At 49.2% G+C, this 24,387-nt stretch carries 22 protein-coding genes; 16 read left to right on the forward strand and 6 right to left on the reverse strand.

What is annotated here, in order from left to right; genetic code table 11:
- Nucleotides 1–2: 2 nt before the first annotated feature.
- The 4 genes from OGX96_RS19090 to OGX96_RS19105 form a co-directional block, all read right to left on the reverse strand.
- Nucleotides 3–332: a hypothetical protein gene (locus OGX96_RS19090; protein ID WP_286583946.1), complete on the reverse strand. Its 330-nt coding sequence runs from the start codon at nucleotides 330–332 to the stop codon at nucleotides 3–5.
- A gap of 346 nt (nucleotides 333–678) precedes the next feature.
- A complete protein-coding gene (locus tag OGX96_RS19095; protein ID WP_286583947.1) occupies nucleotides 679–1,230 on the reverse strand; it encodes a hypothetical protein in 552 nt (183 codons plus the stop codon).
- A 67-nt stretch (nucleotides 1,231–1,297) separates the two neighbouring features.
- Nucleotides 1,298–1,759: a hypothetical protein gene (locus OGX96_RS19100; protein ID WP_286583949.1), complete on the reverse strand. Its 462-nt coding sequence runs from the start codon at nucleotides 1,757–1,759 to the stop codon at nucleotides 1,298–1,300.
- A complete protein-coding gene (locus tag OGX96_RS19105; RefSeq protein WP_286583951.1) occupies nucleotides 1,753–2,061 on the reverse strand; it encodes a hypothetical protein in 309 nt (102 codons plus the stop codon). Before OGX96_RS19105 ends, OGX96_RS19100 begins: the two co-directional genes overlap by 7 nt.
- Before the next feature lie 851 nt (nucleotides 2,062–2,912).
- Between OGX96_RS19105 and OGX96_RS19110 the strand changes: the two genes are divergently transcribed.
- The 7 genes from OGX96_RS19110 to OGX96_RS19140 all read left to right on the forward strand — a co-directional run bounded on the left by OGX96_RS19110 (nucleotide 2,913) and on the right by OGX96_RS19140 (nucleotide 10,613).
- Complete coding sequence (locus OGX96_RS19110; protein ID WP_198802079.1) at nucleotides 2,913–3,269, forward strand: YdiL family protein; 357 nt, start codon at nucleotides 2,913–2,915, stop codon at nucleotides 3,267–3,269.
- A 48-nt stretch (nucleotides 3,270–3,317) separates the two neighbouring features.
- Nucleotides 3,318–4,538 carry an MFS transporter gene (locus tag OGX96_RS19115; RefSeq protein ID WP_198802078.1) on the forward strand — a complete coding sequence of 407 codons (1,221 nt, stop codon included), beginning with the start codon at nucleotides 3,318–3,320 and terminating at the stop codon, nucleotides 4,536–4,538.
- Nucleotides 4,539–4,778: 240 nt separating this feature from the next.
- Nucleotides 4,779–6,014, forward strand: a complete 1,236-nt coding sequence (locus OGX96_RS19120) for an MFS transporter (RefSeq protein WP_032943180.1) — start codon at nucleotides 4,779–4,781, stop codon at nucleotides 6,012–6,014.
- Between the two features lie 21 nt (nucleotides 6,015–6,035).
- Nucleotides 6,036–6,902, forward strand: coding sequence for a quinate/shikimate dehydrogenase (ydiB, locus tag OGX96_RS19125; RefSeq protein WP_003836604.1), 867 nt, complete (start codon nucleotides 6,036–6,038; stop codon nucleotides 6,900–6,902).
- Between the two features lie 36 nt (nucleotides 6,903–6,938).
- Complete coding sequence (gene aroD / locus OGX96_RS19130; protein ID WP_128611895.1) at nucleotides 6,939–7,697, forward strand: type I 3-dehydroquinate dehydratase; 759 nt, start codon at nucleotides 6,939–6,941, stop codon at nucleotides 7,695–7,697.
- Between the two features lie 155 nt (nucleotides 7,698–7,852).
- A complete protein-coding gene (locus tag OGX96_RS19135) occupies nucleotides 7,853–9,448 on the forward strand; it encodes an acyl CoA:acetate/3-ketoacid CoA transferase (RefSeq protein ID WP_008784596.1) in 1,596 nt (531 codons plus the stop codon).
- Between the two features lie 13 nt (nucleotides 9,449–9,461).
- Complete coding sequence (locus OGX96_RS19140) at nucleotides 9,462–10,613, forward strand: acyl-CoA dehydrogenase (protein ID WP_003832619.1); 1,152 nt, start codon at nucleotides 9,462–9,464, stop codon at nucleotides 10,611–10,613.
- A 54-nt stretch (nucleotides 10,614–10,667) separates the two neighbouring features.
- Here the strand turns inward: OGX96_RS19140 and OGX96_RS19145 are convergent, their stop codons facing one another.
- Nucleotides 10,668–11,558, reverse strand: a complete 891-nt coding sequence (locus OGX96_RS19145) for an AraC family transcriptional regulator (RefSeq protein WP_008784594.1) — start codon at nucleotides 11,556–11,558, stop codon at nucleotides 10,668–10,670.
- A gap of 506 nt (nucleotides 11,559–12,064) precedes the next feature.
- On the opposite strand from OGX96_RS19145, the gene OGX96_RS19150 reads away from it, so the two are divergent.
- The 5 genes from OGX96_RS19150 (at nucleotide 12,065) to fadK (ending at nucleotide 17,143) form a co-directional block, all read left to right on the forward strand.
- Nucleotides 12,065–12,829 (forward strand): electron transfer flavoprotein, encoded by a 765-nt coding sequence (locus OGX96_RS19150; protein ID WP_020996442.1) that lies wholly within the window; start codon nucleotides 12,065–12,067, stop codon nucleotides 12,827–12,829.
- Between the two features lie 21 nt (nucleotides 12,830–12,850).
- The gene (locus OGX96_RS19155) at nucleotides 12,851–13,786 is read left to right on the forward strand and encodes an electron transfer flavoprotein subunit alpha (protein ID WP_198802077.1); all 936 of its coding nucleotides are present in this window, start codon (nucleotides 12,851–12,853) and stop codon (nucleotides 13,784–13,786) included.
- 57 nt (nucleotides 13,787–13,843) lie between these two features.
- Nucleotides 13,844–15,133, forward strand: a complete 1,290-nt coding sequence (locus tag OGX96_RS19160; RefSeq protein ID WP_286583956.1) for an FAD-dependent oxidoreductase — start codon at nucleotides 13,844–13,846, stop codon at nucleotides 15,131–15,133.
- On the forward strand, nucleotides 15,130–15,423 hold the full coding sequence (locus OGX96_RS19165; RefSeq protein ID WP_003832609.1) for a ferredoxin family protein: 294 nt from the start codon (nucleotides 15,130–15,132) through the stop codon (nucleotides 15,421–15,423). The genes OGX96_RS19160 and OGX96_RS19165 overlap by 4 nt, the downstream gene beginning before the upstream one ends.
- Before the next feature lie 82 nt (nucleotides 15,424–15,505).
- Nucleotides 15,506–17,143: a medium-chain fatty-acid--CoA ligase gene (gene fadK, locus OGX96_RS19170; RefSeq protein ID WP_071446893.1), complete on the forward strand. Its 1,638-nt coding sequence runs from the start codon at nucleotides 15,506–15,508 to the stop codon at nucleotides 17,141–17,143.
- A 67-nt stretch (nucleotides 17,144–17,210) separates the two neighbouring features.
- On the opposite strand, the gene ppsA is transcribed toward fadK, so the two are convergent.
- Nucleotides 17,211–19,589, reverse strand: coding sequence for a phosphoenolpyruvate synthase (gene ppsA / locus OGX96_RS19175; RefSeq protein ID WP_286583958.1), 2,379 nt, complete (start codon nucleotides 19,587–19,589; stop codon nucleotides 17,211–17,213).
- 328 nt (nucleotides 19,590–19,917) lie between these two features.
- Here ppsA and ppsR point away from each other — a divergent pair, with 328 nt between their 5' ends.
- The 4 genes from ppsR to OGX96_RS19195 all read left to right on the forward strand — a co-directional run bounded on the left by ppsR (nucleotide 19,918) and on the right by OGX96_RS19195 (nucleotide 24,340).
- Nucleotides 19,918–20,751: a posphoenolpyruvate synthetase regulatory kinase/phosphorylase PpsR gene (gene ppsR, locus OGX96_RS19180; RefSeq protein WP_003832602.1), complete on the forward strand. Its 834-nt coding sequence runs from the start codon at nucleotides 19,918–19,920 to the stop codon at nucleotides 20,749–20,751.
- A gap of 126 nt (nucleotides 20,752–20,877) precedes the next feature.
- Nucleotides 20,878–21,924, forward strand: coding sequence for a 3-deoxy-7-phosphoheptulonate synthase AroH (gene aroH, locus OGX96_RS19185; protein WP_003030555.1), 1,047 nt, complete (start codon nucleotides 20,878–20,880; stop codon nucleotides 21,922–21,924).
- Between the two features lie 170 nt (nucleotides 21,925–22,094).
- The gene (gene hemP / locus OGX96_RS19190) at nucleotides 22,095–22,283 is read left to right on the forward strand and encodes a hemin uptake protein HemP (protein WP_125363165.1); all 189 of its coding nucleotides are present in this window, start codon (nucleotides 22,095–22,097) and stop codon (nucleotides 22,281–22,283) included.
- A gap of 74 nt (nucleotides 22,284–22,357) precedes the next feature.
- Nucleotides 22,358–24,340 carry a TonB-dependent hemoglobin/transferrin/lactoferrin family receptor gene (locus OGX96_RS19195; protein ID WP_008784586.1) on the forward strand — a complete coding sequence of 661 codons (1,983 nt, stop codon included), beginning with the start codon at nucleotides 22,358–22,360 and terminating at the stop codon, nucleotides 24,338–24,340.
- Nucleotides 24,341–24,387: the final 47 nt, after the last annotated feature.

Raw genomic sequence — 24,387 nt, forward strand, 5'->3', positions numbered from 1 at the left:
TCTTAATTGAATAAAGGAATAATATCGTTAACTACTGCCAGATAAAACCCAGGAATTAGAATGCAAGCCATAATAACAGCAGCAATCCAATCATTACGATCCATATCTTTTTTAGCTAATTTAAATTCTTTCTTAATGAATCCAAAGAATTTAAGTAAGACATAAATCACACCAGCAATAATAGCCAGAATGAATAATAAGCCAATGGCACCAAAAAAGACATTATAGCCAAGCTCTACCACTTTAACCCCTCCAACTACTAACTGAAGAATGCTGAACCATAATAGAATGAACAGTGTTTTTAAGCTTTCCCTGAATAGTGGAATAAGCATAACGAACACCACAGAAGTTAACCCACATAGCCCCGTTAGGCTCTATCTCTACAAAACCAGTTACACCATTAACAGCAAAGTGAACCCACTGTAGCGGCTTCTTATTAGCCATAACTCATACCTCATGAAATGCCCTATAAGAGAATGTGTTCCCCTATAGGGCACTTAGCCCTATTTATTACTCTCTGGATTAGTGAATTGTTCTAAAATCTTATGTGCTCGTTCACTATGAGCATTGCCAGATTCTTTAATAGTGATTAGCCGCTTTTGGTCTGCTTCATCCAACATAGGAACATCAGACTTTAATTCTTCTTCCAGACGGCCTAAGAACTCTGTTACACCCTCTTTAACCTTCTTCCCTTGCTTCTGGTACTGCTACAGGCTCAAACATCGTTACAGGCGTTTCTACGCCCCTATTCACGATAGGGCTAATAGAAGATAGTTCCCGTTCTATCTGCTTCATAATTTCTTCTTCACGTTCAGCTAGGAAACGCTGTTTAACCTGTTCGTGTGCAGCTTCTAAATCTTTCTTATCTGCCATCATTACCAGCACATCAAAAAGATATTTCTCAGCCTTAGTAATAGTGAAAGTTTCACCACCGAAAGTAGCAGCTACAGCTTTAGCCGTGTGTGTCTCACGGATAGTATGCGTAGCAGGTTTATCCGTGTTGTTAGGCTTCCATCCTGCTAAAGCGTAAAACTGCTGTTGTGCAAGCTTACGACCGTTCACACTCGTTACCAGCTTCACAATTGCCCCTACAGTGGTTTTCCCCTGTTCTAACGCTGGAACAAACTTCTTAGCCTCTGCTTTACGAGCATCTGTAGTAGGCTTGCCTACGTTGCCTAACACGTCCAGATTTACACCAGCTTCTTCACAAATCTGTTTAATAGTTTCCATCACATCACCTCAAGTATTTAGTAGTAGGGCTACCTATAGTAGCATAGGTAGCATAGCCCATTAAATATTACTGATAGTTAGCCAGATTAGCAGCCATCTCTATTACTTCATCATGCAATTCATCAGGTAAAGCACCATTAAGAGTATTCAATAAGCCTTGTGAAGCTGTAGCAGCAAACAAATCATAAACAATAGCGTGTAATGAATCAGGAAGATTATCACCAGCTTCTTCAATAGCTATTGCTGTTTTAATCACATCCATTGCTTCTAAATCAGAAGAAGCTTTTACTAATACACTTAAATCATAAGCAAGGGTTAAAGTTTTCATTGCTGGACTCTCATTAGATTGGTTAGGAATAACATTAGTAATTTGTGTAGCCTGTTCAGCCTCACACACCATTAATGTTTCACCTCTATCAAAATATTGTTGGTTCATATCACCACTGAAACTAATAACAAAGTAGCAAGAGAAATCATTTACATAAGTAATAGTGTTCAGTTCACCACTAACAGGGTTAACTACTACCATTCTTTCTTCACATCCTGAACCATGTATTCACGACATTCTTCTACAGGAGCAGATACAAGAGCATCACGCCCTTCTGCAATGTTAGTAAGCTGCTCTATACAACGTTCCAGATCTGCTATCAGATGTGCCTTACGTTTGTAATCTGTAGGGAAATCGTAGATACCTGTAAGCCCTGATTGCTCTACACACAGATTCCAATGATTCACAATCTTAGCGATTGTCCATTTAGTTGATTGAGCATAACGAATACATTCACGAGCACTGTTAGCTAAAGCTTGTGCATTCAGGGTTGTAGTAGTCATTTGTTCGTGTCCTGTTAGTTAGTGATTATTGATGAAGCATCGCCATAATAGGCTTGCTAATAGTAATAGCAAACCAAGAATTATCTCATCAGCACTAATAGCTTAGATGGTGGTTGGTTACTGATCCCTTCACATCAGAGGAACACTGAAAAACCTGATTAAAACCATACGGATAAACACGGATGCAACACGGTAGTCAACAAGCTGGAAATATGTATATTTCTATTACTATTATCTGACAGGATATTACAGCAGACGCGATAGAATGTTACTTTATAACACTCTGAACGATTAATAAGTGATAATAAAGAATGGTTAGTAATAGGGGCTAAATCGCGTAGTTTATTACAGTCAAATCAACACCTTACTGATGTTTAACCGTAACTTACAACGTAAGAGCGCTGAATAGAATGTGATTGTTTAGACTGAATGCCTTACTGATAGAACCCACAAGCTCACATAGCAGGGCTATCAGCTACTACTTAAAAGTCTAAGACTCAGCATCGAGGCGTACAGCACTAATAGCTAACGGCACAAGCAATGCTAATAGTTCAGGAAGGTGATCATATTAATCAGGAGTGATACACAGGTGATACACCAGCTAATACACATCATAGCTGTAAGCCCTGCTACATAAGGCACGAGGTAGAATATAGGAGAATTTGCCCAACTCCCACGTTGGGCTTTTTTTTGTCCTTCGCGCGCCACTCCACCAACCTTAACGCACCAACACATTATCTTCCCCGTCAAGGAACAAATAATATTGCACAAAATACTGTGACTCTCTTCAAGCAGAAATATCCACAGCAATGTTATTACTATTCCACCGTCTTTTATGAAGTGACCAAATAATGAACGCATTAGAACTACAGGCAATCCGCCATATTTTTGCTATGACGGTGGAAGAAAGCGCCAGGTATATCGCGCGCGATAACAATGTTGCCGCCTGGCAGCAATGGGAAAAGGGTGAAAGAGAAATTCCAGAAGACATCATCCGCATTTGTTCAGAAATGAAAGCAAGGAGGAAGTTAAGAATTAATGCAATTATCGACAAAATAAATAATCGTATCGGTAATAACACCATGCGTTTTTTCCCCGATCTGAACGCTTTTCAGGCGATTTATCACCACGATAGTTTTCTCGACTGGAAAATCTATCAGTCGGCTGCTGTTGAACTCTATGCTCACGATCTCGAGCGTATGTGTTAAGAGATTGCAACGCCATACCTATTTAGCCTCTTCGCTGAGTAACACATTATGAAAAACACCTATTTCTCCACTGCGATAGGGCTGTACCTAAATTACCTGGTGCACGGCATGGGGGTCATTCTGATGAGCCTCAATATGTCTTCGCTGGAACAACAGTGGCAAACCAATGCTGCGGGCGTCTCGATTGTTATTTCCTCACTCGGTATCGGCCGCTTAAGCGTTTTATTAGTGGCAGGGATGCTTTCCGATCGCTACGGTCGCAGACCATTCATTATCCTTGGTATGACCTGCTACCTGATTTTCTTTATTGGCATCATCAATACTCACAGTATTTTTCTTGCCTATGCTTTTGGTTTTTTAGCAGGAATGGCAAACAGTTTTCTCGATGCCGGAACCTATCCCAGCCTGATGGAGGCATTCCCCCGTTCCCCCAGCACAGCCAATATTTTGATAAAAGCCTTCGTCTCCAGCGGTCAGTTCCTGCTGCCGATGATCATCAGCCTGCTGGTGTGGAGCGAACTTTGGTTTGGCTGGTCCTTCCTGCTGGCGGCTGCCGTTATGATACTCAACGGCGTGTTTTTGTTTCGCTGTCGGTTTCCGCCACACCCCGGGCCTCATACCGTCATTCGGGCACAACCTGCTGAACGAGAAACCGCACAACCTGAACATCGTTGCTCCCTGCTCGACCTTGCCAGTTACACCCTATACGGCTACATCGCAATGGCAACATTTTACCTGGTAAGCCAGTGGCTGGCGCAATACGGACAGTTTGTCGCAGGAATGTCCTATACGTTATCTATCAAACTGTTAAGCATTTATACCTGCGGCTCTCTACTGTGCGTGCTGATCACCGCCCCGCTGGCGCGAAAAGCAGAACGCGCGACATCGATGCTGATGCTGTATACGTTTATCTCATTTGTCGCACTGCTGATGGTTTGTCTGCATCCGACACCCTACGTGGTCATTATCTTTGCGTTTGTCATCGGTTTTTCTTCCGCAGGGGGCGTTGTGCAAATCGGTTTAACGCTCATGGCCGCACGCTTTCCGTATGCGAAGGGTAAAGCGACCGGTATTTACTACAGTGCGGGCAGCATTGCGACCTTCACTATTCCATTGATAACAGCAAAACTCTCAGAAACCAGTATTGCTCACATCATGTGGCTTGATACTGGCATAGCTGCTGTTGGGTTCCTGTTGGCGTTATTTATTGGTTATCGCAGCCACATCGCGTCAAAGCATCAGCTAAAAATGATACAAGCCGTAGAATAGCGTGGATGCAATATTGTTCCCCCCTTCTGCAAAATAATTGGCATTTATTTTAAAACATAAGCAAAACACCGGCTGGCAGAGTTCAATTTCACAGTGTGTTATGCAATATACCTGGTAACTTAAACGCCATGCTATGTAGGTTCTGTGGCTTCCGCCCGGTATATTAATTACAAGGTCGCCGCAATTTAAACAATATCGACGAGCACAGAACAATTTTAAAATCCGCAAGGAGTTGTGAAAATGTCTCAAAGCAAGACCTTTAATACGCCATTTCTTTTGGCGATAACCTGTATTTATTTAAGTTATTTCCTACACGGCATTAGCGTCATTACACTGGCGCAAAATATGACCTCTCTTGCAGAAAAGTTTTCCACAGATAATGCAGGAATTGCCTATTTGATTTCAGGCATTGGTCTGGGGCGACTGGTGAGCATCTTATTCTTTGGTGTGCTCTCAGATAAATTTGGTCGTCGGGCTATCATTCTGTTAGGGGCGATTCTTTATATACTGTTCTTCTTCGGTATTCCCGCCAGCCCTAATCTGATGATTGCCTTTATTCTGGCCGTTTGCGTTGGCGTGGCAAACTCGGCACTGGATACCGGTGGGTACCCGGCGTTAATGGAATGCTTCCCTAAAGCCTCTGGCTCAGCCGTTATCCTGGTGAAAGCTATGGTCTCGTTTGGGCAGATGATCTACCCCATCGTCGTCAGCACCATGCTGCTCAACCATATCTGGTACGGTTATGCGGTCATTATTCCAGGTGCGTTGTTTGTAGTCATTACCCTGATGCTGCTAAAAAGTCGTTTCCCCAGCCAGATGGTGGATGCCGGCATCGCAAAAGATCTGCCACAGATGAACAGTAAACCGTTGGTCTGGCTGGAAGGTGTGGCATCCGTCATGTTTGGTGTTGCTGCCTTTTCGACTTTTTACGTCATCGTGGTCTGGATGCCGAAATATGCGATGGCCTTTGCCGGTATGGCAGAATCCGACGCACTGAAAACAATCTCTTACTACAGTATGGGGTCGTTGGTCTGCGTATTTATCTTTGCCGCACTGTTGAAAAAATGGGTACGGCCTATTTGGGCGAATGTATTTAATGCCGGACTGGCAACCATCACCGCAGCCGTGATCTATTTATACCCATCTCCGCTGGTATGTAACGCCGGTTCATTTCTCATTGGATTCTCTGCCGCTGGCGGTATTTTACAGCTCGGTGTTTCGGTGATGTCGGAGTTCTTTCCCAAGAGCAAGGCCAAAGTCACCAGTATTTATATGATGATGGGTGGCGTAGCCAACTTTATTATCCCATTAATCACCGGATACCTCTCTAACATTGGTCTGCAATACATTATTTTGCTGGACCTTGCATTTGCTCTGTTGGCTTTTGTCACCGCCATCATCGTCTTTATTCGTTACTACCGCGTATTTGATATCCCCAAAAATGATGTGCGGTTGGGCGAGCGTTATTTTCAATAAATTGTTTAGAAGGAGTATCAAATGGACGTAACTGCTAAATATGAACTGATTGGTTTGATGGCTTACCCTATCAGACACAGTCTGTCGCCTGAAATGCAAAATAAGGCATTAGAAAAAGCGGGATTGCCATTCACTTACATGGCATTTGAAGTTGATAACTCAACGTTTGCTAATGCCATTGCCGGGCTGAAGGCCTTAAAGATGCGGGGTACCGGGGTCTCAATGCCCAACAAGCAGCTGGCATGTGAGTATGTTGATGAATTAACACCCGCAGCCAAGTTGGTCGGCGCAATTAACACTATCGTCAATGATGATGGTTACCTGCGCGGTTACAATACCGATGGCACGGGCCATATTCGTGCAATTAAGGAAAGTGGTTTCGATATCAAAGGTAAAACCATGGTACTGTTGGGCGCAGGCGGTGCGTCGACGGCTATTGGTGCACAGGCAGCGATTGAAGGCATCAAAGAAATTAAACTCTTTAACCGCCAGGATGAGTTTTTTGCCAAAGCGCAGGAGTTTGCCAAACGCGTCAATGAAAACACCGACTGCGTGGTCACCGTTATCGATCTCGCCGATCGCCAGGCTTTTGCTGACGCACTTGCCAGCGCAGATATTTTGACCAACGGCACTAAAGTCGGCATGAAGCCGCTGGAAAATGAATCTCTCGTGACCGACGCTTCCCTGCTGCGTCCGGAACTGCTGGTAACCGAATGCGTCTACAACCCGCATATGACCAAATTATTGCAGCAGGCACAAAGTGCTGGTTGCAAAACAATTGATGGTTACGGCATGTTGTTGTGGCAAGGGGCTGAACAGTTCAAGCTCTGGACCGGGAAAGATTTCCCGCTGGAGTATGTGAAACAGGTTATGGGTTTTGCCGCCTGACGGGCAAGCATTTGTACAATAGTTAAAGGGTAATCAATGAAAACCGTAACCGTAAAAAACCTCGTTATTGGCGAGGGTGCGCCGAAGATCATTGTCTCGCTGATGGGTAAAGACATCGCAACGGTAAAAAGCGAAGCGCTGGCCTATCGCGAAGCGGATTTCGACATTCTGGAATGGCGCGTAGACCATTTCGCCGATGTCTCTTCCATTGAGGCGGTGTTGGAAGCTGCGCGCACCATCCGTGATGTGATGGCTGACAAACCACTGCTTTTCACCTTCCGTAGCGCCAAAGAAGGCGGTGAACAGGCTCTGTCTGTCGAGCACTATGTTGCACTTAACCGCGCGGCGGTAGACAGCGGTCTGGTGGATATGATCGATCTGGAACTGTTTACCGGTGACGAACTGGTCAAAGCGACCGTCGAGCATGCGCATGCGAAAAATGTCTTTGTGATTATGTCCAATCACGATTTTCATAAGACACCAGCCGCGGAAGAGATTGTCCAGCGCCTGCGTAAAATGCAGGAGCTGGGCGCAGATATTCCGAAGATTGCCTTGATGCCGCAAAATAAAACGGATGTTCTGACGCTGCTTAGTGCCACGCTGGAAATGCAAGAACGCTATGCCGATCGCCCGATAATCACCATGTCGATGGCTAAAACAGGGGTGATTTCACGTCTGTCTGGTGAGGTTTTCGGTTCAGCGGCAACCTTTGGGGCAGTAAAAAAAGCCTCCGCACCAGGACAAATTTCGGTCACCGACCTGCGTACTGTATTGACAATATTGCATCAGGCTTAATTACAGATATATCCATATAAATATCAGTAATGCCCTACCCCAGATATTCGTCTAACCACGGATATCTGGCCGGTAATTAAGCGTTATTAAATAACTCACAATATTATTGTCGAATATAGCGACAGGTAGTCGCACGCATATAATCTGGAGTTCACATGAAATTTTCAAGGCCAAATCGTATAGATGGTCGGGTACCCGTATTATCCGCTGCAGATGCAGTCAATTATATTCCTGATGAAGCAACGCTTTGTGTATTAGGTGCTGGAGGGGGTATTCTCGAAGCAACAACATTAATTAATGCACTGGCTGAAAAATATAAAAACTCACAGTCACCGCGAAATTTAGCGTTGATTAGTCCTACAGGTTTGGGTGACCGTGCCGACCGGGGAATTAGCCCACTGGCACAGGAAGGTTTAGTCAAATGGGCATTATGCGGACACTGGGGACAATCACCGCGAATCTCCGATCTGGCTGAACAAAATAAAATTGCCGCCTATAACTATCCTCAGGGCGTATTAACCCAAACCCTGCGTGCATCGGCGGCTCACCAGCCGGGGATCCTTAGTGATATCGGCATCGGTACATTTGTTGACCCTCGCCAACAGGGCGGTAAGCTGAATGAAGTGACCACCGAAGATCTGATCAAATTGGTGGAAATTGATAACAAAGAGTACCTGTATTACAAAGCCATTGCGCCAAACATCGCCTTTATTCGCGCCACCACTTGCGACAGTGAAGGCTACGCCACCTTTGAAGATGAAGTGATGTATCTTGATGCGCTGGTGATTGCCCAGGCCGTACACAATAACGGTGGCATCGTTATGATGCAGGTGCAAAAGATGGTGAAGAAAGCCACGTTGCATCCGAAATCGGTGCGTATTCCCGGCTATCTGGTCGATATTGTGGTCATCGACCCCGACCAAACGCAACTGTATGGTGGCGCGCCGGTTAACCGCTTTATCTCTGGCGATTTTGTTCTCGATGACAGCCAACAGACTGCCCTGCCGCTCAATCAGCGTAAACTGGTGGCCAGACGCGCCCTGTTTGAAATGCGCAAAGGTGCGGTCGGCAACGTTGGCGTAGGCATTGCCGATGGCATTGGCCTCGTCGCGCGCGAAGAAGGCTGTGCTGACGATTTTATTCTGACAGTCGAAACGGGTCCGATTGGCGGCATCACCTCTCAAGGTATTGCTTTCGGCGCCAACGTCAACACCCGCGCCATTCTGGATATGACCTCCCAGTTTGACTTCTATCACGGTGGTGGACTGGACGTGTGCTATTTAAGTTTTGCCGAAGTCGATCGCCACGGCAACGTCGGCGTACACAAATTCAATGGCAAAATCATGGGTACCGGCGGTTTTATCGATATTAGCGCCACCTCCAAAAAAATTATTTTCTGCGGCACGTTAACTGCCGGAAGTCTGAAAACGGAAGTTGCCGATGGCAAGTTAAATATTGTGCAGGAAGGTCGGGTGAAAAAATTCGTCAACGAATTACCTGAAGTGACTTTCAGCGGAAAAATTGCTCTCGAACGTGGACTTGATGTGCGTTACATCACTGAACGCGCTGTATTTACGTTAAAAGCAGATGGTCTTCATTTAATCGAAATTGCACCGGGAGTCTCTTTACAGGAAGACATCCTGGACAAGATGGATTTCACGCCAATTATTTCGCCAAATCTGAAGCTGATGGACGAAAGATTATTTATCGATGCCTCGATGGGTTTTGTATTACCCGACGCCGCCAATTAAAAGGAGTACCCTGATGGACTTTTCTTTAACTGAAGAACAAGAACTGCTGCTTGCCAGTATTCGGGAACTGATTACCAGCAATTTCCCGGAAGAATATTTCCGTACCTGTGATCAGACGGCGACCTACCCGAAAGAGTTTATGCGTGCCCTGGCGGACAACGGTATTTCGATGCTGGGCGTTCCGGAAGAGTTTGGTGGCATCCCGGCGGATTACGTCACACAGATGCTGGCGCTGATGGAAGTTTCAAAATGCGGCGCACCCGCTTTTTTGATCACTAACGGTCAGTGCATTCACAGTATGCGTCGTTTTGGATCCGCTGAACAGCTGCGTAAGACCGCAGAAAGCACCATGGAAACGGGCGATCCAGCGTATGCGCTGGCATTAACCGAACCGGGAGCTGGCTCCGACAACAACAGCGCGACCACCAGCTACACTCGCAAAAACGGTAAGGTCTATCTCAACGGGCAGAAAACCTTTATCACCGGCGCAAAAGAGTATCCATATATGCTGGTACTGGCCCGCGATCCGGAGCCAAAAGATCCGAAAAAAGCCTTTACGCTGTGGTGGGTCGATTCGAAAAAACCCGGCATTAAGGTTAATCCGCTGCATAAAATCGGCTGGCATATGCTCAGCACCTGCGAAGTTTATCTTGATGACGTTGAAGTGGATGAAAGCGATATGGTCGGAGAGGAAGGCATGGGTTTCCTCAACGTCATGTACAACTTCGAAATGGAACGTTTGATCAACGCTGCGCGCAGTACCGGTTTTGCTGAATGCGCCTTCGAAGATGCCGCCCGTTACGCCAACCAGCGCATCGCATTCGGTAAGCCAATTGGTCACAATCAGATGATCCAGGAAAAACTGGCGCTGATGGCGATTAAAATCGATAACATGCGCAATATGGTGTTAAAAGTCGCCTGGCAGGCCGATCAGGAACAGTCTCTGCGCACCAGTGCAGCGCTGGCAAAACTGTATTGTGCACGTACTGCAATGGAAGTGATTGATGACGCCATTCAGATTATGGGTGGGCTGGGTTACACCGACGAAGCACGCGTTTCCCGCTTCTGGCGCGATGTTCGCTGTGAACGCATTGGCGGTGGCACAGATGAAATCATGATTTACGTCGCGGGTCGCCAAATCCTGAAAGATTATCAGAATAAGTAAGCAGTAATGCTTGCCGGATAGCGCAAATGCGTTATCCGGCACGAGCCAGGTTAATCATATTTCTGGCATCAAACATTCCTGTTCTACAAGGTTATTTTTAAACTGCTTACGATAATCGCTGGGGGTACAACCCACATGCCGCTGAAAGAGTTTGGCAAAGTGATCGACATTTTCATACCCTACCCGCCAGGAAATTTCTGCCAACGAGGACTCTGTATTCGTCAGGGCAAATTTTGCCTCTGTCATTCGCCGCTGAATCACATAATTAATCGGCGAAATACGATACTCCTTAGTAAACTCGTGACAGATATAGCTCACGCTGGCACGAAATTTCTTAGACAACTGTTCCAGCGTAATTTTCTCTCGGAAATTGTTATTTAAATAAACCAACACATCTTTAATTAAGATATCTTTTTTAATATATCCCTGCTCAGAACGATAAGCATTTTTAAAGTTTTCGTAATATAAAACGGTTAATGCATAAGCAAAGGCGTCATAAGCGGAAGACGTCAGGTTATTCTTGCTCTGCGGGATCATAACACTCAGTTCATTAAAGATACTTTTAATAACCTCTTTGCCCTGGCTGACGTTAATAACCGGACACGAGTGCATCTGCAAGAGTTGGTTCTCCTGCCAGTCGTTGAAACGAAAGCCGTAGAGCGCACAGGTGTAAGTGGTTGCAGGTGCGCTGCTATCGGAAGCAACCGCATGTAACCGCCCTTGTTCTATCACTACGATGTCACCCGCATGTGCGACATACAGCGAAGAGTCGATAATTAGCCTTGCGACACCCTTTTTTACATAGATAAGCTCTGTTTCATTGTCATGAACATGATGGCCCGACTCCCAGTTAGGATCATCACTAATGACGAATCGCGAAAATCTCGGGGTTTTTCCCTGTTCAAAAAGGGTCTCCATGGCATTATCAAAACAGCGTTGATACATGACAACCTCCACCGAAAGGCAGTAATTTTGCGGATAATTAATATCGAAAAGTAAAAACGATGAAGACGTTATACAACGTTATTCTGTCCAGGCGAAACAAAATTATTTGCGTCGTCTGCAAGATGACACCTCCAACTTCAGCACGCTGCTCGCACAAATTGTTTTTATTTTAAAATAACAGGAAAGTGTAAATGTTATTAAGTCAGCAATAATAATTTACACACCAGAAACAAAGTGCATGCAGAAACGGATAAAAATATGATCCATTTCTCAAAAAAACGTCTCGATTTTATTTCCATATTTATCACTTTAACACCCGACGTCGTCTTTACGTTCATAAACTCAGCATTCCTAAAGTCCTTTTTTTTGCAAGATTGTTGGGAATGAAAACAGATTGCCCCGTCGAAAACAGTCCCCCTCTGCCGCACACTATTTTCAGTCAATTTTCCCTACTGTTGATGATGTCACTCCCCGTCATCATCCACACGAGAATCACTGGAGATGCCATGAAACTAATAACCTGCTTTAAGTTGGTGCCTGAAGAACAGGACATTGTTGTTACCCCAGAACGTTCGCTTAACTTTGACCGGGCCGATGCCAAAATCAGTCAGTTTGATTTGAATGCAATAGAGGCCGCGACGCAACTTAGTGCGGAAGGTGATGAAATCGTCGCCCTAACGGTTGGCGGCTCGCTACTGCAAAACTCCAAAGTGCGTAAAGACGTACTGTCCCGCGGGCCGGACAGTTTGTTTATGGTGCAGGATCCCCAACTGGAGCATTCATTACCGCGAGACACGGCTCAGGCGCTGGCCTGCGCGGCCAAAAACATTGAATTCGACCTGATGCTGTTCGGCGAAGGGTCTGGAGACATCTACGCCCAGCAGGTTGGCTTACTGGTTGGCGAACTCTTACAACTTCCGGTGATTAACGCCGTCAGCAACATCCAACGTAACGGCGATCGCATTGTGGTTGAACGTACGCTGGAAGACGAAGTTGAAGTGATTGAACTGTCGCTCCCCGCCGTGCTGTGCGTAACCTCGGATATCAACACGCCGCGTATTCCCTCGATGAAAGCCATTCTGGGCGCAGGTAAAAAACCAGTCACACCGTGGCAAGCCAGCGATATTGGCTGGACACCTGCCTCACCGTTAGCAGAACTGGTGAGCCTCACCGTTCCGCCACAAACAGAACGTAAGCACATCATTCTGGAAAATGACTCAGCAGAAGCCATCGCCGAGCTGGCTGAGCATCTGAAAAAAGCCCTGAACTAAGCCCAACGGAGAGAAATTATCATGAGTAAATTAGCTAACGTATGGCTGTTCAGCGATAACGTAGAACGCTATGCAGAATTAATGGCCGGCGCACGCCTGTGGGGTGAACAGGTACACCTTATTGTACAAGGCAACGAACAGGCCAATCAGGTTAAACCTCTGGGTGCCGATGAGATTGTCGTGCTTGAAACAACGTCTGGTTTACAGCGTGTTGAAAATTTCGCCGAGACCATCGCCGCCCTGATACAAGAACATACCGGACTATTGCTGATGCCAGCGACTAAACGCGCTAAATCCCTTGGTGCGCGGTTAAGTATTCAGCTCAATGCAGCGATGGTAAATGACGCCACGTCGGTAACGCTTGATGATGGCTCACTGTTCGCAGAACACCGTATGTACGGTGGCCTGGCATTCGGCAAAGAAAAAATCAAAACAACTCAGGCAATTATCACCCTTGCCCCAGGCGTACTTGAACCGGTAGAGGCTAATGCTTCACATACCTGCCCTGTTGTCTCTGCACCTTACATCGCACCGCACCATGAAATTATGTGCCAGGAACGTCGCGCCAAATCCGTGAGCAGCGTGGATCTCAGCAAAGCCAAACGTGTGGTGGGTGTGGGCCGCGGCCTGGTTGCGCAAAACGATCTGGAGATGGTGCACCAGTTGGCGTCTGTACTGGGTGCAGAAGTGGGTTGTTCACGACCGATTGCCGAAGGCGAAAACTGGATGGAACGCGAACGCTACATCGGCGTTTCTGGCGTGTTACTGAAATCGGACCTTTACCTCACCCTCGGCATTTCAGGACAAATTCAGCATATGGTCGGCGGTAACGGCGCGAAAGTCATTGTCGCCATCAACAAAGATAAGAAAGCCCCTATTTTCAATTACGCCGATTACGGACTGGTCGGCGACATCTACAAAGTCGTTCCGGCTCTTATCGAGCATCTCAGCCGCTAACCCCCACATTTAACGCACATATCCCGCTGCCCTCACAGCGGGAAGGGAGCATAAAGCATGTCAGATGAAAAATTTGATGCCATTGTGGTCGGTGCTGGCGTGGCGGGTACGGTTGCAGGCTACGTGATGGCTCAGGCCGGACTGGACGTACTGGTCATCGAGCGCGGTAACAGTGCTGGTAGTAAAAATATGACCGGCGGAAGACTCTATGCACATAGTCTTGAGCGCATCATGCCGGGGTTCGCGCAGGAAGCGCCGCTCGAGCGTAAAGTCACCCGCGAAAAAATCTCCTTTCTGACCGAAGAAAGCGCCGTCACTCTCGATTTCCATCGTGAAAAAGCTGACGCACCAACGCAGGATTCGTATACCGTTTTGCGCAACAGACTTGACCCATGGCTAATGGATAAGGCGGAACAAGCTGGCGTGCAGTTCATCCCCGGCGTGCGCGTCGATGCCCTGATCCGCGAAGGTAATAAGGTTACCGGAGTTCAGGCCGGTGACGATATCCTGGAAGCCAATATTGTCATCCTTGCCGATGGCGTCAACTCTATGCTGGGGCGTTCTCTGGGGATGGTTCCGCCCTCTTCTGCACATCACTATGCCGTTGGCGTAAAAGAGCTGATCGGCTTACCTCCAGCGGTCATTGCAGATCGCTTCAATCTTTCAGGTAATGAAGGCGCGGCCTGGCTGTTTGCAGGCTCACCGTCTGATGGGTTGATGGGAGGCGGATTTTTGTATACCAACCAGGACTCCATCTCTCTGGGTCTGGTGTGTGGTCTGGGGGATATTGCCCATGCCACAAAAAGCATTCCACAAATGCTGGAAGACTTTAAGCGACATCCAACTATTCGGCCATTGATTGCCGGTGGAGAACTACTGGAATATTCCGCGCATATGGTGCCGGAAGGCGGTCTGGCAATGGTTCCAAAGCTGGTCGATGACGGTGTGATGATCGTGGGCGATGCCGCCGGTTTCTGTTTGAACCTGGGTTTCACGGTGCGAGGTATGGATTTGGCCATCGCTTCCGCAGAAGCCGCTGCCCAAACAGCTATTGCAGCAAAAGAACGCCAGGATTTCTCTGCCAGCAGCCTGATGGACTACAAGCGCGCGCTCGAACAGGGCTGTGTGATGCGTGATTTACAGCATTTTCGCAAGATCCCGGCGTTAATGGAAAACCCACGGTTGTTCACTCAGTATCCGCGTACGGTGGCCGACATCATGAGCGATATGTTCACCGTTGACGGACGTCCAAATCAACCGGTTCGCAAGATGATTATGTCCCACGCAAAACAAATCGGGCTGATGAACTTACTGAGAGACGGTATCAAGGGGGCAACTGCACTATGAATCAGGACAATACCGTTAACGTTGACGTCAAACTGGGCGTCAATAAATTCAATGTCGATGAAGGCCACCCGCACATCATCCTGGCCGAACATCCAGACCTTAATGAATTTCGCAAGCTGCTGAAAGCCTGCCCCGCCGGGCTGTATAAGCAGGACGAGAGTGGAAACATTCATTTTGATTCTGCTGGTTGCCTGGAGTGCGGAACGTGTCGAGTACTGTGCGGCGACACAATCCTCGACCAATGGGAATATCCGGTCGGAACATTTGGCGTTGATTTTCGCTACGGCTAATGGATTTTGCCTGTAGTACACCGGATCGGCCACGCCGGCCATCCGGTCAGATGTATGCCGAAATCATCCTGGGAATAACTTCATGAGTATCACACTAACGTTTAACGCCGAACGCCGCGAAGTCTGGCGGCAACAGGGTTTATGGGGAGATGCTTCGCTTGGCGATTACTGGAACCAAACTGCCAGAGCCATGCCAGATAAAATCGCCGTTGTTGATAACCATGGCGCTTCATACACCTATGCTGCACTCGACAGCGCGGCCAGCAGTCTGGCAACCTGGTTTTTAGCCTGCGGTATTCAACCCGGCGATCGCATTGCCTTCCAGTTACCGGGCTGGTGCGAGTTTACGATTATCTACCTGGCCTGCCTGAAAATCGGGGCCGTTTCCGTACCGTTGCTGCCAGCGTGGCGTGAAGCAGAGCTGGTATGGGTGCTAAATAAGTGCAAAGCGAAGATTTTTTTCGCACCGACGCTGTTTAAACAGACCCGACCGGTCGATCTGATCCTCCCCTTACAAAACCAGTTGCCGCATCTGCAACAGATCGTTGCCGTGGATAAACTGGCTCCGGCAACGACCTCGCTGGCGCTCAGTCAACTGCTTTTAGCTCCGCCTTTAACCCAGACGATTAATGTTCACGCCGATGAACTGGCGGCAGTGTTGTTTACCTCCGGTACCGAGGGAATGCCAAAAGGCGTAATGCTGACCCACAACAACATCCTTGCCAGCGAGCGCGCCTACTGTGCCCGCCTCAATCTCACCTGGCAGGATGTGTTTTTGATGCCCGCACCACTGGGACACGCTACCGGTTTTCTGCATGGCGTTACTGCACCGTTTTTAATCGGCGCACGCAGCGTATTGTTAGATATTTTCACCCCAACCGCCTGTCTTGAACTGCTGGAGCAACAACGCTGTACCTGTGTGCTCGGCGCAACGCCCTTCGTCTACGACATGTTGTGTAGCATGGAAAAACGACCACGCGATCTCTCATCGCTACGCTTTTTCTTATGTGGGGGCACAACCATTCCACAGAAGATTGCCCGTGACTGCCAGCAGCTCGGCATAAAATTATTAAGCATTTATGGCTCGACAGAGAGTTCACCGCATGCGCTGGTCAATCTCGATGATTCGCTTTCTCGCATGATGAATACCGACGGATATGCTGCTGCAGGCGTCGAAATTAAAGTGGTCGACGAAGCACGCAATACGTTGCCCGCGGGGGTAGAAGGTGAAGAAGCTTCGCGTGGTCCCAATGTGTTTATGGGCTACCTCGATGAACCCGAACTTACCGCCCGCGCGCTGGATCAAGACGGCTGGTATTACAGCGGCGACTTATGCCGAATGGACGATGCGGGGTACATCAAAATCACCGGACGGAAAAAAGATATCATTGTCCGCGGTGGAGAAAACATCAGCAGCCGCGAAGTTGAGGATATTTTATTGCAGCATCCTCGCATTCACGATGCCTGTGTTGTCGCGATGCCGGACGAACGCTTAGGTGAAAGGTCGTGTGCTTACGTGGTCCTAAAACCTCCGCATCATTCGTTGTCGCTGGAATCAGTGGTGGCCTTTTTTAGTCGCAAGCGGGTGGCAAAGTATAAATACCCTGAGCACATTGTGATCGTGGAGAAATTACCGCGCACGGCGTCCGGTAAAGTACAAAAATACCAGCTTCGTCAGGATATTATTCAGCGTTTGAGCGTGGAGAGTATTACAGGATAAAGCGCCGGATGGCGATGCTCACGCATCTTATCCGGCCTACGTTGAATAGGCCGGATAAGGCATGATATTACTTGTTCAGTTCCGCCAGACTCAGCCAGGTTTGTACGACGGTGTCCGGGTTCAGCGACAGACTGTCGATCCCCTCTTCCATCAGCCAGGCCGCGAAGTCTTCGTGGTCAGAAGGTCCCTGGCCGCAAATACCCACGTATTTGCCCTGTTTCTTGGCTGCACGAATCGCCATCGACAGCAGCGCTTTCACCGCGTCGTTACGCTCATCAAACAGTTCAGAAACCACACCAGAGTCACGATCCAGACCCAGCGCCAGCTGCGTCATGTCGTTTGAGCCGATGGAGAAGCCGTCGAAGTATTCGAGGAATTGCTCGGCCAGCAAGGCGTTAGACGGGATCTCACACATCATGATGATCTTCAGTCCGTTCTCGCCGCGTTTCAGCCCCTGGCGTGCCAGTTCTTCCACCACCGCTTTCGCCTGGGCAACGGTACGTACAAACGGTACCATCACTTCAACGTTAGTCAGGCCCATATCGTTACGGACACGTTTTACTGCGTCGCATTCCAGCGCGAAGCAGTCGCGGAAGCTGTCGGCAACATAACGGCCCGCCCCACGGAAGCCCAGCATCGGGTTCTCTTCATGCGGTTCATAACGCTCACCGCCGACCAGGTTGGCATATTCGTTGGACTTAAAGTCCGACATACGCACGATGACGCGTTTTGGATAAAACGCCGCACCCAGCGTTGCGATCCCTTCCGTCAGACGACCGACATAGAATTCACGCGGAGAATCGAAACCTTTCATCATGGCGCGGATTTCATTTTGCAGCTCAGGCGTCTGGTCATCAAACTCCAGCAGCGCACGCGGGTGTACGCCAATCATGCGGTTGATGATAAATTCCAGACGCGCCAGGCCGACGCCTTCGTTTGGCAGACAGGCGAAGTCGAAAGCCCGGTCCGGGTTACCGACGTTCATCATCACCTTCAACGGCAGATCCGGCATGGTCTCCACGCTGGAACTCTTCACGCTAAAGTCGAGCATGTCAGCGTAAACATAACCGGTGTCACCTTCGGCACAGGAGACAGTTACCTTCTCACCATCTTTCATGCGTTCGGTCGCATCGCCACAGCCAACCACGGCCGGGATCCCCAGTTCACGGGCAATGATTGCCGCGTGACAGGTACGACCGCCACGGTTAGTGACAATTGCTGCCGCTTTCTTCATGATCGGTTCCCAGTCCGGGTCGGTCATGTCGGTAACCAGTACGTCGCCTGGTTCGATGCGGTTCATTTCGCTGATGTCATGAATGACTTTGACCGGACCCGCGCCAATGCGGTGGCCGATGGCGCGACCTTCAGCAATAATTTTACCCTGAGCATGCAGCGTATAACGCTCCATCACCTGACCGCGAGAGCGCACGGTTTCTGGACGCGCCTGAACAATGAACAGCTTGCCGGTATGGCCGTCTTTCGCCCATTCGATGTCCATTGGACGACCGTAGTGCTTCTCGATCTGCACCGCTTGCTTGGCCAGTTCCTGCACTTCTTCGTTAGTCAGGGAGAAAATGTCGCGTTGTTCCTGCGGGACATCTTCAATGGTCACCTGCTTACCGTGTTCCTGGGTCGGCGCGTAAATCATGCGGATTTTTTTCGATCCCATTGTGCGACGGACGATCGCCGGACGGTTAGCCGCCAGGGTCGGTTTGTGCACGTAGAATTCATCCGGGTTAACGGCGCCCTGCACGACCATTTCGCCCAGGCCCCAGGCGGACGTGATAAAGACAACCTGGTCGAAACCGGATTCGGTATCGATGGAGAACATTACGCCTGAGGACGCGAGGTCAGAACGCACCATCCGCTGAACGCCAGCAGAAAGTGCGACGCCACGGTGGTCATAGCCCTGGTGAACACGATAAGAGATCGCGCGGTCGTTAAACAGCGAGGCAAATACGTGTTTGATGGCAACCAGTACGGCATCAAATCCCTGGACGTTGAGGAAGGTTTCCTGCTGACCGGCAAATGACGCATCTGGCATATCTTCTGCGGTAGCGGAAGAACGCACGGCAAAAGAGGCATTGGCATCGTCCGCTGACAGCTGCGCGTAGGCATCGCGGACGGCATTTTCCAGTTCGGGCTGGAAAGGAGTGTCGATAATCCACTGGCGGATCTGTGCCCCGGCTTTCGCAAGCTCACTGACATCGTCGATATCCGTTTTATCCAGCAGCTCATAAATGCGCTGGTTTACACCGCTCTGGTCCAGAAACTGGTTAAACGCATCGGCGGTCGTTGCAAAACCATTCGGTACGGAAACACCCATACCTGAAAGGTTAGTAATCATTTCACCCAGGGAGGCATTTTTGCCTCCAACTCTGTCTACATCATTCATGCCGAGTTGGTTATACCAAAGCACCAGCGGTGACGAGCCATTGTTGGACATCGAACAATCCTTATATATGAACGAGGTTAGGAAACTCAATTTTGCGTAATTATCTTGGCATATTTACTCCGGCGAAAAAAACGGTGAATCGTTCAAGCAACTTTATTTTTTATTTTTTCAGATTGTTTCCGCATTTGCGCAAAACCGCGAGCCACACGGGATCACCACAAAAATGACCGGTATAAACATTTGTTCCGAAAAATGAAATGTACTTTTCATTAAATATAAAAATACCGTTTCATTTTATAAAATAGATGCCGCAATATTCGCTTCTGGCGAATTTTAATTTATGCTTTCAGAGAATTATATCTGCCCCAGGATGAGCAAAATGGATAATGCTGTTGATCGTCACGTATTTTATATTTCTGATGGTACGGCCATCACCGCCGAGGTATTGGGTCACGCGGTGATGTCGCAATTTCCGGTCACGATCAGCAGTATTACGCTGCCGTTTGTGGAAAATGAGAGTCGTGCGCGCGCGGTTAAAGACCAGATTGACGCTATCTACCAACAAACTGGCGTGCGCCCTTTAGTGTTTTACTCCATCGTCCTGCCGGAAATTCGCTCGATCATTCTGCAAAGCGAAGGGTTTTGTCAGGATATCGTGCAGGCGTTGGTTGCCCCACTGCAACACGAGATGAAACTCGACCCTACGCCTATCGCCCATCGCACGCACGGTCTGAATCCCGGTAACCTCAACAAGTACGACGCGCGCATTGCTGCCATTGACTACACCCTCGCCCACGACGACGGTATTTCGTTGCGCAACCTCGATCAGGCGCAGGTGATCCTGCTCGGTGTTTCCCGTTGCGGCAAAACCCCGACCAGTTTGTATCTGGCCATGCAGTTTGGTATCCGCGCGGCCAACTACCCCTTTATTGCCGATGATATGGATAATCTGGTGCTGCCCACTTCCCTGAAGCCGTTGCAGCATAAGCTGTTCGGTCTGACTATCGACCCTGAGCGCCTGGCGGCCATCCGCGAAGAACGTCGTGAGAACAGCCGTTACGCCTCGCTGCGTCAGTGCCGTATGGAAGTTGCTGAGGTGGAAGCGCTTTATCGGAAAAACCAGATCCCCTGGCTGAACAGTACCAATTATTCGGTAGAAGAGATTGCTACCAAGATCCTCGATATCATGGGACTGAATCGCCGCATGTACTAGAATGCTAGTGCATTGGTTCGATTTTTTGTTATTATGCTCGCCACCAGGCAGGATGAGTGTGATATTGTGATGTACATCACTTCCCGGTAGTCCTGCCGTTGAAGCAACAAATTTCTGAGACAAGTAATGAACAGAACCGATGAACTCCGTACTGCACGTATTGACAACCTGGTCACTCCAGCAGAGCTTGCGCAACGGCATCCTGTTTCGTCCTCCGTCGCCCGTCATGTTACGGACTCCCGACGTCGGATAGAAAAAATTTTAAATGGTGAAGACCCCCGTTTACTGGTGATCGTAGGTCCCTGCTCGATTCACGATCTTGATGCCGCGATGGAATACGCGACACGGTTACAGGCGCTGCGCACTAAGCACCAGGCGCGTCTGGAAATCGTGATGCGTACCTATTTTGAAAAACCACGCACCGTCGTAGGCTGGAAAGGCCTGATTTCCGACCCAGATTTGAATGGCAGTTATCGTGTGAACCACGGTATTGAACTGGCGCGAAAACTGCTGTTGCAGGTCAACGAACTGGGCGTCCCCACGGCGACTGAATTCCTCGACATGGTGACCGGCCAGTTTATTGCTGATTTAATCAGTTGGGGAGCTATTGGCGCGCGCACCACCGAAAGTCAGATCCATCGTGAAATGGCCTCCGCGCTCTCCTGCCCGGTTGGCTTTAAGAACGGAACGGATGGCAACACGCGCATCGCCGTCGATGCGATTCGCGCCTCCCGCGCCAGTCACATGTTCCTCTCGCCGGATAAAACCGGCCAGATGACCATTTATCAGACCAGCGGTAACCCTTACGGGCATATCATCATGCGTGGCGGTAAAAAGCCGAATTATTATGCTGAAGATATTGCAGCCGCCTGCGATACCCTGCACGAATTTTCCCTGCCTGAGCATCTGGTGGTCGATTTTAGCCACGGTAATTGCCAGAAGCAGCATCGCCGTCAGTTGGACGTTTGTGATGATGTATGCCAGCAAATTCGCAATGGTTCGACGGCGATTGCCGGGATTATGGCGGAGAGTTTCCTGCGTGAAGGTACGCAAAAAATCGTTAGCGGCCAGCCGCTGGTTTACGGTCAGTCCATTACCGACCCGTGCCTGAACTGGGAAGATACTGAACTGTTGGTTGAAAAACTCGCCTCTGCGGTTGATAGCCGTTTTTAATGCTGTTCGCCGGGCAATATCAGCTTGCCCGGCGCTAATCCCTTGTTTTTCCCTTGCTTATTGCGCAAAAAACGTTCTCGTCACAATTATTTCACAAAAACGCTTGCCGCAAATTTGTAGTTTGATGATAATGATTATCATTGTTACATTGATTGTTATTTTTAAACACTATGTCACGTATGGATAACACAACGGCAACGCCCGCAAAAGACAAAACACCGCCTTTCGTCGCGCCAAATGAGCGACGAATTGACAGTAAAACCCTGCTTGGTAACGAAGGACGCGTGATCATAGAACATGATGGTCAGCACTACCTGCTGCGCCAGACACAAGCCGGAAAACTCATTCTGACTAAATAAACAACACATTTCGCCAGCCACCCAGGTCATACCCAGGCAGCCAGCGCTTTTCGATTTCCTAATGGAGAGTTGCTATGCCTTACCTGCACACCGCTTCCCTGCGCCCATCGCTGTTGGCGCTGGCGATTATCAGTAACCTGCCCGCCGTCGCCTGGGCGGCGGTCGAGGATATGACCGTTACCGCCACCGGCAATGCCCGTAGCGCCTTTGAAGCGCCAATGATGGTTAGCGTCATTGACGCCACCGCCCCAGAAAACCAAACCGCCAGCTCCGCTGCCGACCTGTTACGTAAGGTTCCAGGTCTGACCCTTGACGGTACGGGCCGTACCAACGGCCAGGACGTGAATCTGCGCGGCTATGATCGACGCGGAGTTCTGGTACTGGTTGACGGCGTTCGTCAGGGAACCGACACCGGACACCTGAACAGTACCTTCCTCGACCCGGCGCTTATCAAACGCATCGAAGTCGTGCGTGGCCCTTCCGCACTACTGTACGGTAGCGGCGCGCTAGGCGGCGTGATCGCCTATGACACTGCAGATGCCAAAGATCTACTGGACGTCGGGAAAAACAGTGGTTATCGCGTGTTCGGTACCGCGGCGACCGGCGATCACAGTCTCGGCATGGGCGCCAGCACGTATGGCCGTACCGATACGCTGGACGGACTGCTTGCCTGGTCCAGCCGCGATCGCGGTGATTTACGCCAGAGTGACGGTACTACTGCGCCGAATGACGAAGCAATTAACAATATGCTGGCGAAAGGTAGCTGGAAAATTGACAGCGCCCAGACGCTGGCCGGTTCGCTGCGTTACTACAATAATGACGCCCGGGAACCTAAAAACCCGCAGACCAGCGCGGCGGATGCCAGCAATCCGATGACCAACCGTTCAACGATCCAGCGTGATGCGCAACTGACCTACTCGCTCGCTCCGGCGGACAATGACTGGCTGAACGCTGACGCCCGTATCTACTGGTCCGAAGCGCGCATTAATGCTCAGAATGCAGATAACACTGGCGAATTTCGCAAGCAAACCACCAAAGGCGGGAAGATCGACAACCGCAGCCGCCTGTTTACCGACTCTTTTGCATCTCACCTGTTGACCTACGGCGGTGAATACTATCGTCAGGAACAACAACCGGGAGGAGCAACAACTGGTTTCCCGGAGGCTAAGATCGATTTCAGCTCCGGCTGGCTCCAGGATGAAATCACCCTGCGCGACCTGCCGGTTACGCTGCTGGGCGGTACCCGTTATGACTCTTATCGCGGCAGCAGCGACGGTTATGAAGATGTCGATGCCGATAAATGGTCGTCCCGCGCCGGATTAACGGTTGCGCCAACTGACTGGCTGATGCTGTTCGGTTCATACGCTCAGGCTTTCCGTGCCCCGACTATGGGCGAGATGTATAACGATGCGAAACACTTCTCGATTGGTCGTTTTTACACCAACTACTGGGTGCCGAACCCTAACCTGCGCCCGGAAACCAACGAAACACAGGAATACGGATTTGGCCTGCGCTTTGACGATCTTCTGATGGCGAGCGACGCGCTCGAATTTAAAGCCAGCTATTTCGACACCAAAGCGAAAGATTACATCTCCACCAGCGTCGATTTCGCCGCTGCGACAACCATGTCCTATAACGTACCCAACGCCAAAATCTGGGGCTGGGATGTGATGGCGAAATATTCCACCGATCTGTTCAGCCTCGACATGGCCTATAACCGCACACGCGGAAAAGATACTGACACCGGCGAATACATTTCAAGCATTAACCCGGACACCGTCACCAGCAAACTGAATGTGCCAGTTGCGCACAGCGGTTTCTCTGTCGGCTGGATAGGGACATTTGCTGACCGTTCAACGCATATCAGCAGCACCTACGCTAAACAGCCCGGCTATGCGGTAAACGATTTCTACGTCAGCTATCAGGGCCAACAAGCGCTGAAAGGCATGACCACCACGCTGGTACTGGGCAACGCCTTCGACAAAGAGTACTGGTCGCCGCAAGGCATTCCGCAGGATGGTCGTAATGGCAAAATTTTCGTGAGTTATCAGTGGTAATCACTTTTCCCCGGTTCGCCGGGGCCGCAATCTGGAAGGAAGAGACA

The organism is Citrobacter sp. Cpo100 (assembly GCF_030332595.1).
Taxonomy (GTDB): Bacteria; Pseudomonadota; Gammaproteobacteria; order Enterobacterales; family Enterobacteriaceae; genus Citrobacter; species Citrobacter portucalensis.

What these genes read in the sequence shown, in the direction of transcription:
- OGX96_RS19110 (WP_198802079.1), top strand. Translation starts at nt 2,913, where the DNA reads ATGAACGCATTAGAACTACAGGCAATCCGCCATATTTTTGCTATGACG.
- OGX96_RS19100 (WP_286583949.1), bottom strand. Translation starts at nt 1,759, where the DNA reads ATGGTAGTAGTTAACCCTGTTAGTGGTGAACTGAACACTATTACTTAT.
- ppsR (WP_003832602.1), top strand. Translation starts at nt 19,918, where the DNA reads ATGGATAATGCTGTTGATCGTCACGTATTTTATATTTCTGATGGTACG.
- OGX96_RS19105 (WP_286583951.1), bottom strand. Translation starts at nt 2,061, where the DNA reads ATGACTACTACAACCCTGAATGCACAAGCTTTAGCTAACAGTGCTCGT.
- ydiB (WP_003836604.1), top strand. Translation starts at nt 6,036, where the DNA reads ATGGACGTAACTGCTAAATATGAACTGATTGGTTTGATGGCTTACCCT.
- aroH (WP_003030555.1), top strand. Translation starts at nt 20,878, where the DNA reads ATGAACAGAACCGATGAACTCCGTACTGCACGTATTGACAACCTGGTC.
- OGX96_RS19155 (WP_198802077.1), top strand. Translation starts at nt 12,851, where the DNA reads ATGAGTAAATTAGCTAACGTATGGCTGTTCAGCGATAACGTAGAACGC.
- OGX96_RS19135 (WP_008784596.1), top strand. Translation starts at nt 7,853, where the DNA reads ATGAAATTTTCAAGGCCAAATCGTATAGATGGTCGGGTACCCGTATTA.
- OGX96_RS19165 (WP_003832609.1), top strand. Translation starts at nt 15,130, where the DNA reads ATGAATCAGGACAATACCGTTAACGTTGACGTCAAACTGGGCGTCAAT.
- OGX96_RS19120 (WP_032943180.1), top strand. Translation starts at nt 4,779, where the DNA reads ATGTCTCAAAGCAAGACCTTTAATACGCCATTTCTTTTGGCGATAACC.
- OGX96_RS19145 (WP_008784594.1), bottom strand. Translation starts at nt 11,558, where the DNA reads ATGTATCAACGCTGTTTTGATAATGCCATGGAGACCCTTTTTGAACAG.
- OGX96_RS19195 (WP_008784586.1), top strand. Translation starts at nt 22,358, where the DNA reads ATGCCTTACCTGCACACCGCTTCCCTGCGCCCATCGCTGTTGGCGCTG.
- aroD (WP_128611895.1), top strand. Translation starts at nt 6,939, where the DNA reads ATGAAAACCGTAACCGTAAAAAACCTCGTTATTGGCGAGGGTGCGCCG.
- ppsA (WP_286583958.1), bottom strand. Translation starts at nt 19,589, where the DNA reads ATGTCCAACAATGGCTCGTCACCGCTGGTGCTTTGGTATAACCAACTC.
- OGX96_RS19090 (WP_286583946.1), bottom strand. Translation starts at nt 332, where the DNA reads ATGCTTATTCCACTATTCAGGGAAAGCTTAAAAACACTGTTCATTCTA.
- fadK (WP_071446893.1), top strand. Translation starts at nt 15,506, where the DNA reads ATGAGTATCACACTAACGTTTAACGCCGAACGCCGCGAAGTCTGGCGG.
- OGX96_RS19095 (WP_286583947.1), bottom strand. Translation starts at nt 1,230, where the DNA reads ATGGAAACTATTAAACAGATTTGTGAAGAAGCTGGTGTAAATCTGGAC.
- hemP (WP_125363165.1), top strand. Translation starts at nt 22,095, where the DNA reads ATGTCACGTATGGATAACACAACGGCAACGCCCGCAAAAGACAAAACA.
- OGX96_RS19150 (WP_020996442.1), top strand. Translation starts at nt 12,065, where the DNA reads ATGAAACTAATAACCTGCTTTAAGTTGGTGCCTGAAGAACAGGACATT.
- OGX96_RS19115 (WP_198802078.1), top strand. Translation starts at nt 3,318, where the DNA reads ATGAAAAACACCTATTTCTCCACTGCGATAGGGCTGTACCTAAATTAC.
- OGX96_RS19140 (WP_003832619.1), top strand. Translation starts at nt 9,462, where the DNA reads ATGGACTTTTCTTTAACTGAAGAACAAGAACTGCTGCTTGCCAGTATT.
- OGX96_RS19160 (WP_286583956.1), top strand. Translation starts at nt 13,844, where the DNA reads ATGTCAGATGAAAAATTTGATGCCATTGTGGTCGGTGCTGGCGTGGCG.